Raw genomic sequence first — 16,531 nt, forward strand, 5'->3', positions numbered from 1 at the left:
CGTATGAGCGACACGACCGGAGCGGTCGCCACGGCCCTCCGCGCGCACGAGCGGGCGGAGGACGGGCGGCCCGCCGCCCCGGTGCCGGCCCGGCTCGCCGCCGTCTTCCTGCCCGCGCCCCTCCCGCGCGACGGACGGATCGCCTTCTGGGACCCCGCGGGCGGCCCCCTCCCGGGCGCGGCGCCCGCGGACGGGGACCGGCCCACCGGGCACCCGCACGGCGAGACCGCCGAGGACGCGCCCGAGCCCACGCGGCTCACCGTCGTACGCCGGCACGGCACCGGCGTGCGGCGCGGCACCACGCCCGCGCTGTCGCTCCCGCTCGCCGAGGCCCTGCCCCTGCTGGTGCGCGCCCGGCACGACCCGGCCGCCCACCCGGCCACCGCCTGCTGGGGCGCCGCCGCCCTGCACGCCCTGCGGCTCACCGCGCGCGGGCGCCTGCTGCCCGGCCTGACGGCGTCCGGGCACGACGCCTGGCGGGCCGGCCCGCTCGATCCCGACGACGTCGCGCACCTGCGCGCGGTGGCCGCCGCGCTGCCCCCCGAGGGCCACGCGGTTCCGCTGGACGGGCCCGGCCCGATCCGGCTGCCGGCCCCCGAGGCGCTGATGCGCTCCTTCCTGGACGCGGTGGCCGACACCCTGCCCCGCACGCCCGCCGCGCCCCACGCCTCGGGCCGCCCCTTCGCCGCACGCGGCGCCCAGCGCCTGCCCGAAGCCCACGACTGGGCCGCGGAGGTCGCCGCCGGCATGGACGCGGGCGTGCGGATCTCCCTGCGCCTGGACCTCTCGGCACACGACCTGTTCGACGCCGACCCGGCCGCCGCCGGGGCGCGGGGCGCGGGGGCGGCCGTCGTCCAGGTGCACAGCCTCGCCGACCCCACCCTCGTGGCCGACGCGGCGGACCTGTGGTCGGGGCAGGCCGACGCGGCGTTCGGCGCCCGCGCGCGCGTGGACGCCGCCCTGGCGGTGCGGCGCGCCGCGCGGGTCTGGCCGGCGCTGGACCGGCTCACCGAGCAGGACGTGCCCGACGTCCTCAGCCTGTCCGAGGACGAGGTCACCGACCTGCTGGGCGTGGCGGCCGGCCGGCTCGCCGCCGCCGGAGTCGCCGTGCACTGGCCCCGCGACCTCGCCCAGGACCTCACCGCCACCGCGGTGGTCCGGCCCGCGCCCGGTTCGGCGACCGACGGCACGGGCTTCTTCGAGAGCGAGGACCTCCTCCAGTTCCGCTGGCAGCTGGCGATCGGCGGCGACCCGCTCACCGAGGCCGAGATGGACACCCTCGCCGAGGCCCACCGCCCGGTCGTCCGGCTGCGCGACCGGTGGGTGCTGGTCGACCCGGTGCTCGTCCGCCGGGCCCGCGCACGCGACCTGGGTCTGCTCGACCCGGTCGACGCCCTGTCCGTCGCCCTCACCGGCACCGCCGAGGCCGACGGCGAGACGGTCGAGGTGGTGCCGGCCGGTGCGCTGGCCGCCCTGCGCGACCGGCTGACGGCCGGCATCGGTCCCGCCGAGCCCCCGCCCGGCCTGCACGCCACCCTGCGCGACTACCAGCTCCGGGGCCTGGCCTGGCTGGACCTCATGACCTCGCTCGGCCTCGGCGGCTGCCTCGCCGACGACATGGGCCTCGGCAAGACGGTCACCGTCATCGCCCTGCACCTGAAGAGGGCCCGCACCGAGCCGACCCTGGTGGTCTGCCCGGCCTCCCTGCTGGGCAACTGGCAGCGGGAGATCACCCGGTTCGCACCCGGCGTCCCCGTCCGCCGCTTCCACGGCGCCGACCGCACCCTGGACGGTCTGGAGGGCGGCTTCGTCCTCACCACGTACGGCACGATGCGGTCGGCCGCGGCCAGTCTGGCCGAGCAGTCCTGGGGCATGGTCGTCGCCGACGAGGCGCAGCACGTGAAGAACCCGTACTCGGCGACCGCCAAGGCGCTGCGCACGATCCCGTCCCCGGCGCGCGTGGCGCTCACCGGCACCCCGGTCGAGAACAACCTCTCCGAGCTGTGGGCCCTGCTCGACTGGACGACCCCGGGGCTCCTCGGCCCGCTCAAGTCCTTCCGCGCCCGGCACGCGCGCGCGGTGGAGAACGGCGAGGACGAGGAGGCGGTGCGGCGCCTGTCCCGCCTGGTCCGCCCCTTCCTGCTGCGCCGCAGGAAGTCGGACCCCGGCATCGTCCCCGAGCTGCCGCCGAAGACCGAGACGGACCACCCGGTGCCCCTCACCCGGGAACAGGCCGCGCTGTACGAGGCGGTGGTGCGCGAGTCGATGCTCGCCATCGAGACCGCGGGCGGCATCGCCCGGCGGGGGCTGGTGCTGAAGCTGCTGACCTCGCTGAAGCAGATCTGCGACCACCCGGCGCTGTTCCTGAAGGAGGAGCACCCGCCGGGCGGCGCCGAGCGGCTCACCGCCCGCTCCGGCAAGCTCGCCCTGCTGCACGAGCTGCTGGACACGGTGCTCGCGGAGGACGGCTCGGTGCTCGTCTTCACCCAGTACGTCGGCATGGCCCGCCTCATCACCTCCCACCTGTCCGCCCACGCGGTCCCGGCCGAACTCCTGCACGGCGGTACGCCGGTGCCCGAGCGCGAGCGCATGGTGGACCGCTTCCAGAGCGGGGCGACGCCCGTCCTCGTCCTCTCCCTGAAGGCCGCCGGCACCGGCCTCAACCTGACCCGCGCGGGCCACGTCGTGCACTTCGACCGCTGGTGGAACCCGGCCGTCGAGGAGCAGGCCACCGACCGCGCCTACCGCATCGGCCAGACCCAGCCGGTCCAGGTGCACCGGCTCATCACCGAGGGCACCGTCGAGGACCGCATCGCCGAGATGCTCCAGTCCAAGCGGGCCCTCGCCGACGCGGTCCTCGGGGGAGGCGAGTCCGCCCTGACCGAACTGACGGACCGTGAGCTGTCCGACCTGGTGTCCCTGCGGAGGCCGTCATGACCCCCAGCCCCGCCGACGAGGCCCGCCGCGCCCTGCGGGCGGCACGGGCGCGTGGTGAGGCCACGCCGGCCGACGCCGGCGCGGCGGACCCGGGCGCCGCCGGGGCCACCGCCGCCGCGGACGCCGAGGCCGGTGCCGCGGACCGTGAGCCGTCCCGGGAGCACGACCGCGCCCCGGACCGGAGCGACGGGCGGGACGGGAGCGAGCACACCGGGTCACGTCCCGGGGACATCGCGCGCGCGGCGTTGCGCAGCGCGCGGAGCGCACGCCACGCGGGCACCGACGGCGCGGCGGGGGAGACCTCCCGGGACACGGCGGACCGGTCCGGCACCGCCCGATACGCCACCGCGGGGCCGGACGCGACCGCGGACCGGTCGCCCGGCACCCCCAGTGCCCGGGCAGAGGAGTCGGACGGGTCCGGAGACGACACGGAGACCGCTCGCCCCGCCGATCCCGGCGGATCGCCGGCCACCACCGCGGGCGAAGACGCTTCGGCCCCCGCCGGCGGCCCGGCACCTTCCCCGGGCCGAGCGGCCGCCTCCGCCTCGACATGGCCTCCCGCCGGCGCGGCACCCGCGACCGCCCCCGACGCCGGCCCCGGCGCGGAGGACAGCCGGCCGGCGGACGCGGCGCGAGAGGCGTTGCGAGCGGCCCGTCGGCAGGCGAGGGCGGAAGCCGCGACCAGGGGACCGGAGGGAACACGACGGCCCGCCCGCCCGGCCCGGCGTCCGCACGGGACCGGCGGTTCGACCACCGACGACGCCCGCGCCCGCGCCGTACGGGACTTCGTCGCGGACGCGTTCCGGCTGCCGCCGGAAGCGGACCCCGCCGACGACGCGATCCGGCCACCGGGGGAGTCCGCCGACGGAGCCGCGGTCGAGGGCCCCCGGAGCGCGGTGCCTCCCGTCGCGGAGTCCGCCGCCGGGCACACCGCGGGGCCCGCCGAAGCCGAGTCGTCCCCCGGCGAGCCGGCGCTCCGGCCCCCGTCGTCGCACGAGCCGCCACCGCGGCGGGCCGCGGCGCACCCGGAGCGGACACCGGCGGCGCGGGACCGGACTCCGGACCCGGTGACGCACGACCGGGCCCCCTCCTCGCCGCCGGCGGCCCCCCGCACCCCGCGCTCCATGGCCGCCCCGAACCGCGACGGCGATCTCCGGCGCACCTTCCCCGCCCTCCCGCCGCGGACGGCACCGGACGGCGGCTTCGCCGGGACCTGGTGGGGCAACGCGTGGGTGACCGCGCTGGAGGAAGGCGCGCTCGACCCCCAGCGGCTGGCACGCGGCCGCGGTTACGCCGAGCAGGGGCACGTCGACGCCATCACGGTGACCCCCGGACTCGTCCTCGCCTATGTGCAGGGCAGCCGCCCGAGGCCGTACCGCGTACAGGTGCGGCTGCGGACACTCGGCGACGCCGACTGGGAACGGTTCCTCGACGCCGCGGCCGAACGGCCGGGGCACATCGCCGCCCTGCTCGACGGGGAACTGCCCCACTCCCTCGCCGACTGCGGGGTCCCGCTGCTCCCCGGCCCCGGCGACCTCGCTCCGCGGTGCAGCTGCCCCGACTCCGGCCACCCCTGCAAGCACGCGGCCGCCCTCTGCTACCAGACGGCGCGGCTGCTCGACGCCGACCCCTTCGTCCTGCTCCTGCTGCGCGGCAGGGGCGAACGCGAGCTCCTCGACGCCCTGTCCCGGCTCAGCGCGGCCCGCGCCGCCCGTGCCGCCCAGGACAAGGGCCCGGCGCCCCTGCCCGGCGTCCGGGCCACCGAGGCACTGGCCGCGCGGCCGCTCCCGCCCCTCCCGGCGCCGCTGCCCGCGCCCCCGCACCCCGAACAGCCCCCCGCCTACCCGGCGGCACCGGGCGGCCCGGACCCCTTCGCGCTGGACCAGCTGGCCACCGATGCCGCCGCCCGGGCCCACGTCCTGCTGACCACGGGACGCGATCCGGTCGGCGGCCTGACGCTGTGGCAGGACGCCGTCCGGCACGCCGCCGCACGCCCCGGCTCCGGCCTCACCGCCGGCTCCCGCGCGCTGTACTCCGCCCTGGCCCGGGCCGCCGGCCGCAGCACGTCCGAGCTGGCGCGTGCCGTGGCCGCCTGGCGCCAGGGCGGCCTCGACGGTCTCGCCGTGCTGGAGGAGCCCTGGGACCCGCCGGCCGGCCGTTTCGACCGCGCCCGCCCCCTGCTGCTCGCGGCCGACCTCCCCGCCTTCCGCCCCTCGCGCAACCACCTGACGCATCCCGCGGGGCACCTGCAACTCCGCCTGGGCCGGACCGGGCTGTGGTACGCCTACGAGTCCGAACCGGGCCGCGACGACTGGTGGCCCCGCGGCACCCCCGACCTCGACCCGGTCGGCGCCCTCACGGGCCTGGGCGGCTCCGAGGACCTGTGACCCGGCGCGGCACCGCGCGGCGGTCGCCGGGAAGACCATGCCGGTGCGACGACGGAGGTGGACGGGACCGCGGCACTGGGTAGGTCGCACACGTCATGTCCGGGGAGGCATGACCCCCATGACGTGAGGGGCCACCGTGGACGAGACGACCGCCCTGGCGGAGAAGTTCTGGGCCTGGCGGGAGGAGACCCGACCCGACTCGGGCGACGACCTGCCGCGGGTGGAGCGGCCCCCGGGGTGGGTGGCCGACTGGTCCGCCGAGGCCGTACGGGAACGGGGCCGCAGACTCCGGGAGTTCGAGGAGGCTCTGCACGGGGCTCCGGACGGGGTGAACACCCGGCTGCTCGGGTCGGCGCTGGCGCGAGTGCGCTGGGAGCTCGACCACCTGCGGGGCTGGCAGCGCAATCCGTGCTTCTACGTCGACCAGGCGCTGGTACCGCTGTACGAGGTCCTGCTCGACAGGCGGGCGTTCGCCGGGGAGCGGGCCGAGGCGGTCCTGCGCCATCTGCGGCGGGTGCCCGAGACGCTGCGGCACGCCCGGGAGAACCTCGCGGGACACGCGGCGCGGCCGTTCGCCCGGTCGGCCGTCCGCGCTCTCGACCGCGCCGGGGAACGGCTGACCGAGGCCATGCGGGCACTCGCGCCGCACCTGCTGTCCCCGGACGTGGCGCGCGCACTGCCCGAGGCGACGGAGACGGCCGCACGGGCACTGGCCGACTACCGCCGCTGGCTCGCCGACGCACAGGCCGGCTTCGCGCCGGACACCCGCGTGGACGACCTGGACCTGCTGCTGCACCGGGTGGCGCTGCTGCCGTACCGTCCCGAGCGCATCCGCGCGATGGCGCGGCAGGAGTGGGACCGGGCCGCGGTCCTGGAGAAGGCGCTGCGCGCACGGCACCGCGACCTGCCGCCGGCCCGTCTGCCGGCCACCGTCGGCCACCAGGTGGCCCGGCAGGAGGCGGCCGAGCGGGAGATGCGCGCCTTCCTCGCCGAACGCGGGCTGTTCCGCGATCCGCAGGACCTGCGCCGCTACCGGTTCGTGCCGATGCCCGCCTACCTGGCGCCACTCACCTGGCTGGGGGTGTGCGACGACCTCACCTCCAGGGAACGACCCGGGCAGGACGCCGTGCGGTACGTCCCGGAACCACGCCCCGACCTGCCGTACTTCCCGTACGCGGACGCGCTCGACCCCCGGCTCGGCATCTGCCACGAGGGGGTGCACGCCCAGCAGCTCGCGCTGTCGTGGCGGCATCCCGACCCGGTGCGCCGGCACTTCTACGACTCGACGCCGAACGAGGGCGTCGCCTTCCACCAGGAGGAGCTGCTGCTGTCGGCGGGGTTGTTCGACGACGCCCCGCACAGCGCCCTGACGATCGTCGGATTCCTCCGGCTGCGGGCACTGCGCGCGGAGGTCGACATCGGCCTGGCCACGGGCGAGCTGACCATCGAGGAGGCGGCCGAGCGGCTGGACGTGGTGCTGGCGGACCGCCGGACCGCCTGGGAGGAGGCGGTGTTCTTCGCCGGCAACCCCGGGCAGGCACTCAGCTACCAGGTCGGGAAGCTGCAGATCAACGAGTTGATCGCGGAGCTGCCGGCCGGCGCCGACTTCGCCGACTTCCACCGCCGCCTGTGGCAGGAGGGGAACGTGCCCCTGGCGCTGCGGCGGTGGGAGCTGCTCGGCCGGCGTGACCACCTCGACCGGGCGGACCTCCTCGCCGGTCACTCCAGCGCGACGTCGTAGGCCTGCATCCAGCGGTCCACTTCGATCAGCGGCAGCAGCAGGTGGAGCGTGTCGGCGACGGCCATCAGGGGGCCCCTGCGCGCCCCGAGACGTCGGATCGCCCCGGCGTCCAGCAGGCCGGCCAGGGGGGAGTCCGGGTCGGACAGCAACGCGTCGAGTTCGGCCCGGACCCGCTCCCCGTACGCGGGCGCGAAGGTCGCGGGGTAGGCGCTCTTGCGGCGGTCGAGTACCTCGGTGGGCAGCAGGCCGGCGACGGCGGCGCGCAGCACGCTCTTCTCGCGGCCGTCCCCGGTCTTCGTCTTCCAGGGCACGTTCCAGACGTACTCCAGGAGCCGGTGGTCGCAGAAGGGCACCCGCACCTCCAGGCCGACGGCCATGCTCATCCGGTCCTTGCGGTCCAGGAGGTAGGTGAGCGGGCCCTGGAGGCTGAGGTACAGCACCTCGCGCATGCGGGCCTCGAGCCCCGTCTCGCCGTCCAGGCGGGGCGCGCGGGCGACGAGGGTGGCGTAGCGGTCGTGTTCGTCGTCCTCCGGCCGCACCCGGGCGCGGACGTCCGGGGCCAGGCAGTCGGTGAGGCGGGGGCCGTTGCCCAGCCACGGGAAGGTGTCGCCCCGGACGGTGGCGGGGTCGAAGAACCACGGGTAGCCGCCGAACACCTCGTCCGCCGCCTCCCCGGACAGCGCGACGGTGAAGCGCTCCCGGACGCGTGCGAACAGGAGGTACATCGAGGCGTCGAACTGGCCCAGGCTCGGCAGGTCGCGCGCGGCGAGCGCGGCCGGTACGGCGTCCGGCAGCCGGGCGGGGTCGATCAGCACCTCGATGTGCTCGGTGCCGATGTGCTTGGCGGCGGCGTGGGCGTACGGCGCGTCGCGTTCCGGTCGCAGGGGAGTGGGCCGGAAGTCCGAGTCGGCGTCCTCGAACTCCATGGAGTAGGAGGTGAGCCCGGGGTTGCCGACGGCCGCGAGCGCGGTGAGCGCGCTGGAGTCGAGACCGCCGGACAGCAGGGTGCAGCGGGGGACGTCGGCGACCATCTGTTCCGAGACGATGCGGGTCAGCAGGTCGCGGACGCGGGCGACGGTCGTGGCCTCGTCGTCGGTGTGCTCGTGGGCGACGAGCCGCCAGTAGGGGGAGGTGTGCACCCCGGAGCGGTCGACCCGGACGAGATGGCCGGGCGGGACCTGGTACAGGTCGCTCAGCGGGGTCTCCCCGGGCATCAGCAGCCGGGGGTTGAACAGGACGGGCAGCGCCTCGAGCCGGGTCCGCGCGCGGAACAGCGGGTTGGCGAGTACGGCCTTGGGCTCCGAGGCGAACAGCACGCCGCCCGGCCGCGGGTGGTAGTAGAGGGGCTTGACGCCGAGCCGGTCGCGGACGAGCAGCAGCTCCTCGCGCTCGGCGTCCCAGATGCCCAGCGCGTACATCCCGACGAGGTGGTCGACGAAGCCGGCCCCCCACTCCAGGTAGGCGCGCAGGACCACCTCGGTGTCGGACTCGGTGGTGAACCGGTGCCCGCGCGAGGTCAGCACCCGCCGCAGCTCACGGTAGTTGTAGACCTCACCGCTGTAGGTGAGGACGACGGGCGGGCGGTCCGGGGCGCGGACGGCCTCCATCGGCTGGCGACCGCCGTCGAGGTCGAGCACCGAGAGCCTGCGGTGGCCGATCGCGGCGTGCGGGGAGAACCAGGTTCCGGAGGCGTCGGGACCGCGCCGGCCGAGGGTGGCGGTCATGGCCTCGACGGTCGGCCGCTCCAGCCTGAGGTCCCGGGTGAAGTCGACCCAGCCCGTGATACCGCACATGGCACTCCCGTCAGGAAATCGTCGAGATCGACCCGAGTGGCGCCCACGACACCGCTGGTCTCCCAGCGCAGGTCCGTCCGCGGCGCCCGGTGGCTGTCGTGGAAGTACGTGGCGCGCAGCCCGCCCCGCTCCTGCGCCAGAACGGGATTGGCGACGAGGAAATCCCGCACGGCGGGAGTGTCCCGGCGCACCCAGAGCCACAACCGCTTGCCCGTGAAGTGCGTCGCGGGCGACGCCACGTGCGGGTGCAGCTTGCGTTTGAACTGGACGATGCCCTTGCTGAGGAAGGGCTCGGCGCCGGACAGGTCGACCCGGCGCAGCCCCTCCCGCTGTGCCCACTCCAGGATGGCGACGTACAGCGCGATGTACGTGCCGGAGCGGTAACGCTCCGCGGAGCCGTCGAGCACCCCGGCCAGCCGCAGGACGAGCGTGCCGGGCTCCAGCCTGCACAGCATCCCGGCGACCCGCTCGCCCCGCTCGCGCAGGAAGAAGAGCACACCGTGCCGGAAGAGGCTCTGCCAGGCGGTCTCCCGCGGCACGGAGCGGGTGGCCGCGCCGTGTCTGCGGAGCATGGTCGGGCGGTGCATGCGGTCGTAGAAGAAGGCGAAGTCCACCCTGGTGGTGCCCACTTCGAGAGTACGGTCGAGAGTCCGCTGCTCGCGCTGGTACTGCTGGCGGGACTTGCGGGAGAGACGGGCCGGGACGGCCGTGCGGTCGGTGTCCAGGGGCACCACCAGACCGATGCGGAAGGGGGCGACGACCGTGGGCTGCCGGGCCGGCGGCCGGAACGTGCGTCCCGCCGGGCAGCCCACGGCGAGCAGGTCCGCCTCCGGCACACCGTGGGCGGCGAGCCGCGCCCAGGTGGTGCGCCGCTCCTCCCGCAGCGCGGTGGGGCCGCGCCGCTGCTCCAGGAAGGGCAGTACGTGGTCGAGCCCGGCGTCGAGTCCGGCGTACGCGACGGTGAGCGTGCCGTCCTCGGGGTACGAGACCGTCACCCTGGGGCGGAGGGTGGTGAGCGTGTCGACGGCGTGGTGCAGCCGCACCAGCCGCGGGTCGGTGCTGTTGTGCCAGCGGTAGCGCCCTTCCGCGGCCACGCTCATGCGCCGACCGAGGCGGTGAGCACCTTCGCCAGCTCCTGTGCGGTGCGTACGGGTTCGGTGTGCTCCACGGCGAGCGGGGGAACCGTCTCGTCGGTGTAGTAGCCGGACGCGTGGGCGACGATCTGGGTGCCGGGCGGGACCAGGCCGCGTTCGCGGGCGATCAGGACGCCGGTGAGCACCTTGATCAGGGACCATTCGCGGATGCGCGCGGGGTCGCCGTCGATGGTCACGCCCGCCCCGGCGGCGAGGTCCCGGACCCGGTCCAGCCGGTCGAGGCACTCACGCCGGGACACCACGACTCCGCCGCCGCCGTGGCGCGCTATCAGCGGATCGATGTCGCGGGAGGTGACCGGCCTCTTGGTGTAGAAGGTGGGGTCGAGGACCTCGGCCGGGTCGTCCGTGACGGCGGGGAACGCCGGGTCGCCGCTCTGGCGCCACAGCGCGGCGGCGGGGTCGTGGGTGTAGCGGGGCACTTCCCTGCCGAGGGTGCTGACGACCATGTCGGCCGTCGCGAGTTGCTGGACGAGGAAGAATCCCGGGTGCCGGGCGGGAGCCGGCAGGCCCGGGTGCAGGCCGTCGGTGAGCACCTGGTGGCCGAGGTGGTAGCCGAGCAGTCCGTATCCGCTGGAGACCGCGTGCGCGTGCCAGCGGGGCGGGGAGTCCGGGAGGAGCGGCAGGAGTTCGGCCTCGGCGAAGGCGCGTACGGAGTCGGCCACCCGGTAGTTGTCCAGGTCGAGGGTGTACCAGCAGCGGAACCCGGTGCCGGCCAGGGCCTCCTCGGCGTACTGGTCGACGACCTCCCTGGCGAGGTCCTTCACCCCGGCCGGGGTGTCGACGTCGGCCAGGGCCACCGGGTTGGCCGCGCGCAGGGCGGAGTCCTCGGACAGCGGGCCGCCGCGCAGCTTGGCCGTCGACGCGGAGGGCGCGACCATCACCACGCGGAGTTCCTCGGGGCGGGCGAATCCGGTGGCGTAGGCCCGGGCGACGGCGTCGCGCAGGGCACTGCCCTTGTTGCCGGAGGTGGGGGTGAGGAAGACGATGCGCTCACCGGTGCGCCGGACGTGGTCCACGGCACGGGCGACCATGGTCAGCGAGGCGAAGGTCTTGGTGGTACGGGTACCGGGGCTGCGCATCAGGTCCAGTAGGTACAGGTCCTCGGCGAGCCGGGTGAGGGCGACGTCGGTGACGTCCGTGAAACGGCGGGACACCTCGTCGGGTTCCGGCAGCGCCAGCGGCACCGGCAGAGGCGCGGAGGCATCCCGCAGTGCCGTCAGGCGCCGTGCGGCGGCCTGGAGGCCGGCGTGGTGGCGGGCCAGTGCGTTGCGCACGGTGCCGATGTGTTCCGGGTGGGCGTCGGACACGGGGGCTTACCCTTCTGTTCGGTTCTGACGCGCCTGCAGCGCGGGCAGGATGTCGGTGGCGACTCGCTCGAGGACGGAGAGGTCGGCCTGGTGCGGCGGCTCCGTCCGGGGGAAGGGGACGACCAGGTCGGTCACGCCCAGTTCGGCGTAGCGCCCCGCGAGTTCGGCGAACGCGCCGGCCGATCGCAGCGCGGAGTGCGTGCGGTCGCCGTGGTAGACGAGCCGTGCGACTCCGGCCGGGTCGCGGCCGACCCGCGCGCACGCCTCGTCGAACCGCTCCAACTGATGCCGCACGACGGCCGAGTCCACGGTGGCGGCGCGCAGCCCCGGGTGCGGCGAGGTGCCGTTGGTGATCCAGACGTCCGCGTGGCGGGCGGCCGTGCGCATGGCGCGCGGACCGGTGGCGGCGACGGCGAGCGGCAGCCGTGGGCGCTGCCGGCAACCGGGGTGCATCCGGGCCCCGTCGGCGCGGTAGAAGCGGCCTTCGAAGTCCGTGACGTCCTGCCGGAGCAGACGGTCGGTCAGGTCGGTGAACTCGGCGAAGCGGGCCGTTCGGGTGGGCGCGTCCACCGCCGGCTCGCCGAGCACCCGGGCGTCGGGACCGTCCACTCCGGCGCCCAGGCCGAGGATCATCCGCCCCTCGGAGAGGTCGTCCAGGGCGACGGCCTCCTTGGCGAGGGTGACCGGGTGCCGGTAGTTGGGTGTGCAGACGAGGGTGCCCAGCCGCAGGGTCCGGGTCACCCCGGCCGCCGCCGCGAGGGTGGGCAGGGCGGCGAACCAGGGGCGGTCCATCAGGTCCCGCCACGCGAGGTGGTCGTGCGTCCAGGCGTGGTCGAAGCCCATCTCCTCGGCCATGCGCCAGTACGGGGCGGACACGCTCCAGGACTCGGCCGGGAGGATCAGCACTCCGACGCGCATCACCGCCTCCGGTCCGTCATGTGTCCTCCCCCGGTACCGCCAGGGCCTCGATCTCCGCCGCGTCCAGCATGCGGATCTCCTCGATGACCGCGTCCTCGACGGCCCGGGCCAGCCGGCGCACGGTCGCCTCGCGGAACACCAGACTCACCGGCAGCCGTACCTGGAACTCGGTGAGGATCCGGGTGGCGACGCGCGCGGCGGCCAGCGAGTTGCCGCCCAGCTCCGTGAACTCGTCGTCGACCCCGACCCGTTCGACGCCGAGCACCTCGGCGAAGACCGCGCACAGGATGCGTTCCTGGTCGTTGCCCGGCGCGGTGTACGGCGTGTCGGGTTCCCGGCTGCCGGGTGCGGGCAGTGCCGCCCGGTCGACCTTGCCGTTCTGGTTGAGCGGCAGGCGGTCCAGCCGCTGGATCGTCGCCGGGACCAGGTAGTCGGGCAGCCGTTCCGCCACGTAGGCGCGCAGCGCCGCGGAGTCCGCGGAGCCGGCCGCGTAGCCGTCCAGCCGCCACGACCCGTCCGGGGTGCGGCGCGCGACCACCGCGGCCTCGCGCACCTCCGGGTGCCCGGCGAGGACCGCTTCGGCCTCGGCGGGTTCCACCCGGAAGCCGCGCACCTTGACCTGGTCGTCGTACCGGCCGAGGAACTCCAGGCCGGCGGCGGTGCGGCGAGCCCGGTCGCCGGTGCGGTACATGCGGGAGCCGGGCCGGCCGGCGAAGGGGTCGGGAACGAACCGCTCCGCGGTCGGCCCGGGCTGCCCGACGTAGCCACGGGCGACGCCACGCCCGCCGATGTACACCTCGCCCTCGTCGACGGGGCGCAGCCGCTCGTCGAGGAGATGGACCGTCGCATTCGGGATCGGACCGCCCAGGGCGGGAGCGGCGGCCCAGTCCGCCGGTCGCCCCGGCAGGGGGTTGGCCGTCGCCTGGTGGGTCTCCGAGGGCCCGTACTGGTTCTCCAGCGCCGCCCCGGTCTCGGTGAGGAACCGGCGCACCTCGTCGGTGACCCGCAGCACCTCGCCCGCCGCGATCACCTCGCGCAGGGCGAGCCGGGGGCGGCCGGGCCGGCTCAGGTGGGCGCCGGCGAGCTGCCGCAGGAAGCTCGGCGACAGGTAGAGCCGTTCGACCCGTTCACGTTCCAGCAGGTCCAGCAGCAGGAAGGGGTCCGTGCGCCGTTCCTCGTCCACCGTGACGAGGCGGCCGCCTGCGAGCAGGGTGCCGAAGACCTCCTGGAGGGACATGTCGAATCCCAGCGAGCAGAACTGGGCGCAGACGCGGGGGCCGGGGACGCGCATGGCCCAGTCGGCGACGTTCTCGATCGTCCGTGACGGCAGGCCGATGCCCTTGGGGCGTCCCATGGAGCCCGAGGTGAAGATCACGCAGAGCAGGCCGTCGGGTGACGAGGGGCGCTCGGGCGCGGTGGCCGGCAGGGCGTCGGTCTCGGGGCCGGGCAGCAGGGCCGGCACGCCGAACCCGGCCGCGCCCAGGACGAGCCGGGCACCGGAGACGGCGACCATGTACTCCAGCCTGTCGTGCGGGTGCGCCCGGTCGAGCGGCAGGTAGACGCCACCCGCCTTCATGATCGCCAGCAGTCCGGTGATCGCCTCCCGGCCGCGCGGGAGGTGCGATCCGACGACGGCCTCGTTCCCGATGCCGTGCGCCCGCAGCCGGTGGGCCAGCCGGTTCGCCCCTTCGTCCAGTTCGCGGTACGTGGTGCGGTGGCCGTCGTCGACGAGGGCGACGGCGTCAGGGGTGAGCGCCACCTGCCGGTGGAAGCGGTCAACGAGGTCCATCGGTGCCCTCCCGTGGTGGGGTGCCGAGGCGGCCCATCAGTGCGGCCAGTTCGCCGTGCAGGCCCCGGCCGCTGCGCGCGAACGCGTCGGAGACGCGGGTGCGTCGTTCGGGCGACTGGTCCTGGCTCAGCTTGAACATCCCGTCGACGGAGACGATGTCGATCTCGAACGCGCCGACCCCCGGCAGCAACCGGTCGAAGTAGCCCAGCGACGACCGCATGTCCCAGCCCGTGCCCTGTTCGCGCTCGTACGTCGCCACGGTGGCCCGGACGATCTCCAGGGTGCGTTCCGGGGACTCGATGCGGCGCAGCGTGCCCTGCACGTGGACGGCGGTGAAGTTCCACGTCGGCGCGGCGGGCTCGGCGCGGTAGACGGTCGGTGAGACGTAGCCGTGGGGCCCCTGGAAGACCAGGACCGCCTCCGAGGGCCCGGCCAGCCCCTCCCAGTGCGGATTGGCCCGGTTGAGGTGGCCGTACATCCGGGTGCCGACCAGGTCGGCCGGCGCCTCCCCGGTCCCCTCGACATCGGCCTCCAGGAGGGCCGGCAGATGGGTGACGTACGGCCGGCGCGGGCCGTGGGTGACGAGGGTGGCGAGGGGGAAGCCACGGATCAGCTCGGTGATCCAGCCGGGTTCCGGTGGTGCGAACGCCTCAGGTACGAACACGGTCGGCCGCCCTTCCGCGTGCCACCGAGTCGACGATCTCGCCGGCCCGTACGGCGGCCGTCGACAGGAGTGACGAGGAGATGCCATGGGTGTGCTCGGTCCCGCCCTGCAGGTAGATCCCGCAGCGGACGTGCTCGCCGGTGGTCACGCGGTAGTCGCGCTCGACCCGGAACCGGCCGTCGTCGGTGCGCGCGCACAACCCGGCCGTCTCGCCGAGGATCGCCGCCGGGTCCATCGGCTCGTACCCGGTGGCGCAGACGACGACGTCGACCTCCAGGTCGTGCTGCCGTCCGTCGAGGAGCGTCTCGACGGTCAGCAGGGCGTGGTCGGGTTTGGTCACCACGTGCGCCATCCGCGCCATGTGGTGGATGCGCAGCCGGGAGTCGCCCCGGACGCGCTCGGCGTAGACGCGGCGGTACAGGTCCTCGATGAGCTCCAGGTCGACCACCGAGTAGTTGGTGTTGGAGTGGTAGGCGTAGAACATCTCCTTGACCGCGGCGGGAGCCCGGTGGAAGTCGTCCACGGCGCCCGGGTCGAAGACCCGGTTGGCGAAGGGCGAGTCGTCCGCCGGGCTGTAGCCGTAGCGGGTGAACACCGCGTGGACCTCGGCGTCGGGGAACCGGTCGTGGAGATGGGCGGTCACCTCGGCGCCGGACTGTCCGGCCCCGACGACCGCGAACCGCCGCGCGTCCCCGGCCGAGGGCAGCCTGTCGAGCAGTTCGGAGCTGTGCCAGACGCGGTCGGAACCCTCGACGCCCGGGGGCAGGACGGGGGAGATGCCGGCGCCGATCACCAGGTTGCGGGTGCGCCGCACGACGAGTTCGCCCGGGGCGTCCGGGCGGCGGCCCACGACGTCGAGGTACTCCACGTCTCCGCCGGCGGACACCGGCCGGACGTCGACGACCTCGACGCCGTACTCCACCTGGTCGGCGACCTGGGTGGCGGCCCATTCGAGGTAGTCGTGGAACTCGATCCGGGTCGGGAAGAACGTCTTGTGGTTGACGAAGTCCACCAGCCGTTCCCGCTCGTGCAGATAGGTGAGAAAGGTGAACCGGCTGGCGGGATTGCGCAGCGTGGCCAGGTCCTTCAGGAAGCTGACCTGCATGGTGGCGCCGTCGAGCAGCATGCCGCGGTGCCAGCCGAAGGCCGGTTTGCGCTCCAGGAAACCGATGGTGAGCGGGTCCCCCTCCGGCAGGGCCTCCCGGTGTTCGCGGGCGGCGACGGCGAGCGCCAGGTTGGACGGTCCGAAGCCGACCGCGAGCAGGTCGTAGACCTCCGGTCGGGTGCTGGGGGCGAAAGCCACACTGATCCTTTCGACGCGATGCGGTCAGGCATCGACTTCCGAACGACTGGTCTCGGTCACCGGGCGGCCGGTGCCGGCCGCGCGCACCTCGTCCGCCAGCGCCCGTACGGTCTGGGAGCGGAACAGCACGCGCAGCGGCAACGTGACACCCAGCTCGCGGTTGACCCGGAGCACGACCTGGGGGATCAGCAGGGAGTGGCCGCCCAGGTCGAAGAAGTTGTCCCGGATCCCGAAGTCCGCGCGCCCCAGGACCTCCTGCCACACCGCGACGATCCGGCGGTCCGTCTCGTCCCGGGGCGGGGCCGGTCCGTCGGCCTCGAAGCGGGGCTCCGGCAGGGCCTTGCGGTCGACCTTGCCGGTCGAGGTGGACGGCAGCCGGTCCAGGACGAGACAGGCATGGGGCACCATGTGGTCCGGCAGCCGGGTGCGCAGGAAGTCCAGCAGTGCGTCCGCGTCGGGTGCGGCCTCGCCGGCCGGCGGTGACACGTAGGCCGCCAGCCGCACCCCGGCGTCCGTCGCGCGGGCCGTGACGGCGGCC

At 75.2% G+C, this 16,531-nt stretch carries 11 protein-coding genes; 3 read left to right on the top strand and 8 right to left on the bottom strand.

The window, feature by feature from the left end; translation table 11 throughout:
• Positions 1-3: 3 nt before the first annotated feature.
• The 3 genes from ACFWJB_RS12720 (at position 4) to ACFWJB_RS12730 (ending at position 7,065) form a co-directional block, all read left to right on the top strand.
• Positions 4-2,937: an SNF2-related protein gene (locus ACFWJB_RS12720; RefSeq protein ID WP_386922067.1), complete on the top strand. Its 2,934-nt coding sequence runs from the start codon at positions 4-6 to the stop codon at positions 2,935-2,937.
• Complete coding sequence (locus ACFWJB_RS12725; RefSeq protein WP_386922069.1) at positions 2,934-5,324, top strand: SWIM zinc finger family protein; 2,391 nt, start codon at positions 2,934-2,936, stop codon at positions 5,322-5,324. Before ACFWJB_RS12720 ends, ACFWJB_RS12725 begins: the two co-directional genes overlap by 4 nt.
• Before the next feature lie 136 nt (positions 5,325-5,460).
• A complete protein-coding gene (locus ACFWJB_RS12730; protein WP_386922071.1) occupies positions 5,461-7,065 on the top strand; it encodes a DUF885 family protein in 1,605 nt (534 codons plus the stop codon).
• On the opposite strand, the gene asnB is transcribed toward ACFWJB_RS12730, so the two are convergent.
• The 8 genes from asnB to ACFWJB_RS12770 form a co-directional block, all read right to left on the bottom strand.
• Entirely contained in the window at positions 7,044-8,858 is a 1,815-nt protein-coding gene (gene asnB, locus ACFWJB_RS12735) for an asparagine synthase (glutamine-hydrolyzing) (protein WP_386922073.1), read from the bottom strand. The genes ACFWJB_RS12730 and asnB overlap by 22 nt on opposite strands.
• Complete coding sequence (locus ACFWJB_RS12740; protein WP_386922075.1) at positions 8,786-9,958, bottom strand: GNAT family N-acetyltransferase; 1,173 nt, start codon at positions 9,956-9,958, stop codon at positions 8,786-8,788. The genes asnB and ACFWJB_RS12740 overlap by 73 nt, the downstream gene beginning before the upstream one ends.
• Complete coding sequence (locus ACFWJB_RS12745) at positions 9,955-11,319, bottom strand: DUF6002 family protein (RefSeq protein WP_386922077.1); 1,365 nt, start codon at positions 11,317-11,319, stop codon at positions 9,955-9,957. Before ACFWJB_RS12745 ends, ACFWJB_RS12740 begins: the two co-directional genes overlap by 4 nt.
• Positions 11,320-11,325: 6 nt before the next feature.
• Positions 11,326-12,237 carry an LLM class flavin-dependent oxidoreductase gene (locus ACFWJB_RS12750; protein WP_386922079.1) on the bottom strand — a complete coding sequence of 304 codons (912 nt, stop codon included), beginning with the start codon at positions 12,235-12,237 and terminating at the stop codon, positions 11,326-11,328.
• 16 nt (positions 12,238-12,253) lie between these two features.
• Positions 12,254-14,026, bottom strand: a complete 1,773-nt coding sequence (locus ACFWJB_RS12755; RefSeq protein ID WP_386922081.1) for an amino acid adenylation domain-containing protein — start codon at positions 14,024-14,026, stop codon at positions 12,254-12,256.
• Entirely contained in the window at positions 14,013-14,690 is a 678-nt protein-coding gene (locus ACFWJB_RS12760) for an FMN-binding negative transcriptional regulator (RefSeq protein WP_386922083.1), read from the bottom strand. The genes ACFWJB_RS12755 and ACFWJB_RS12760 overlap by 14 nt, the downstream gene beginning before the upstream one ends.
• A complete protein-coding gene (locus ACFWJB_RS12765) occupies positions 14,677-15,993 on the bottom strand; it encodes a lysine N(6)-hydroxylase/L-ornithine N(5)-oxygenase family protein (protein WP_386922085.1) in 1,317 nt (438 codons plus the stop codon). The genes ACFWJB_RS12760 and ACFWJB_RS12765 overlap by 14 nt, the downstream gene beginning before the upstream one ends.
• Before the next feature lie 24 nt (positions 15,994-16,017).
• A partial coding sequence (locus tag ACFWJB_RS12770; RefSeq protein WP_386922087.1) for a phosphopantetheine-binding protein occupies positions 16,018-16,531 on the bottom strand: 514 nt, incomplete at its 5' end.

Origin of the sequence: Streptomyces sp. NPDC127100 (genome assembly GCF_042724095.1) — a bacterium.
GTDB lineage: Bacteria > Actinomycetota > Actinomycetes > Streptomycetales > Streptomycetaceae > Streptomyces.

Bases quoted from the DNA above. Each gene is read 5' to 3' on its own strand.
- ACFWJB_RS12720 (WP_386922067.1), top strand. From the start codon at position 4: ATGAGCGACACGACCGGAGCGGTCGCCACGGCCCTCCGCGCGCACGAG.
- asnB (WP_386922073.1), bottom strand. From the start codon at position 8,858: ATGTGCGGTATCACGGGCTGGGTCGACTTCACCCGGGACCTCAGGCTG.
- ACFWJB_RS12750 (WP_386922079.1), bottom strand. From the start codon at position 12,237: ATGCGCGTCGGAGTGCTGATCCTCCCGGCCGAGTCCTGGAGCGTGTCC.
- ACFWJB_RS12755 (WP_386922081.1), bottom strand. From the start codon at position 14,026: ATGGACCTCGTTGACCGCTTCCACCGGCAGGTGGCGCTCACCCCTGAC.
- ACFWJB_RS12725 (WP_386922069.1), top strand. From the start codon at position 2,934: ATGACCCCCAGCCCCGCCGACGAGGCCCGCCGCGCCCTGCGGGCGGCA.
- ACFWJB_RS12740 (WP_386922075.1), bottom strand. From the start codon at position 9,958: ATGAGCGTGGCCGCGGAAGGGCGCTACCGCTGGCACAACAGCACCGAC.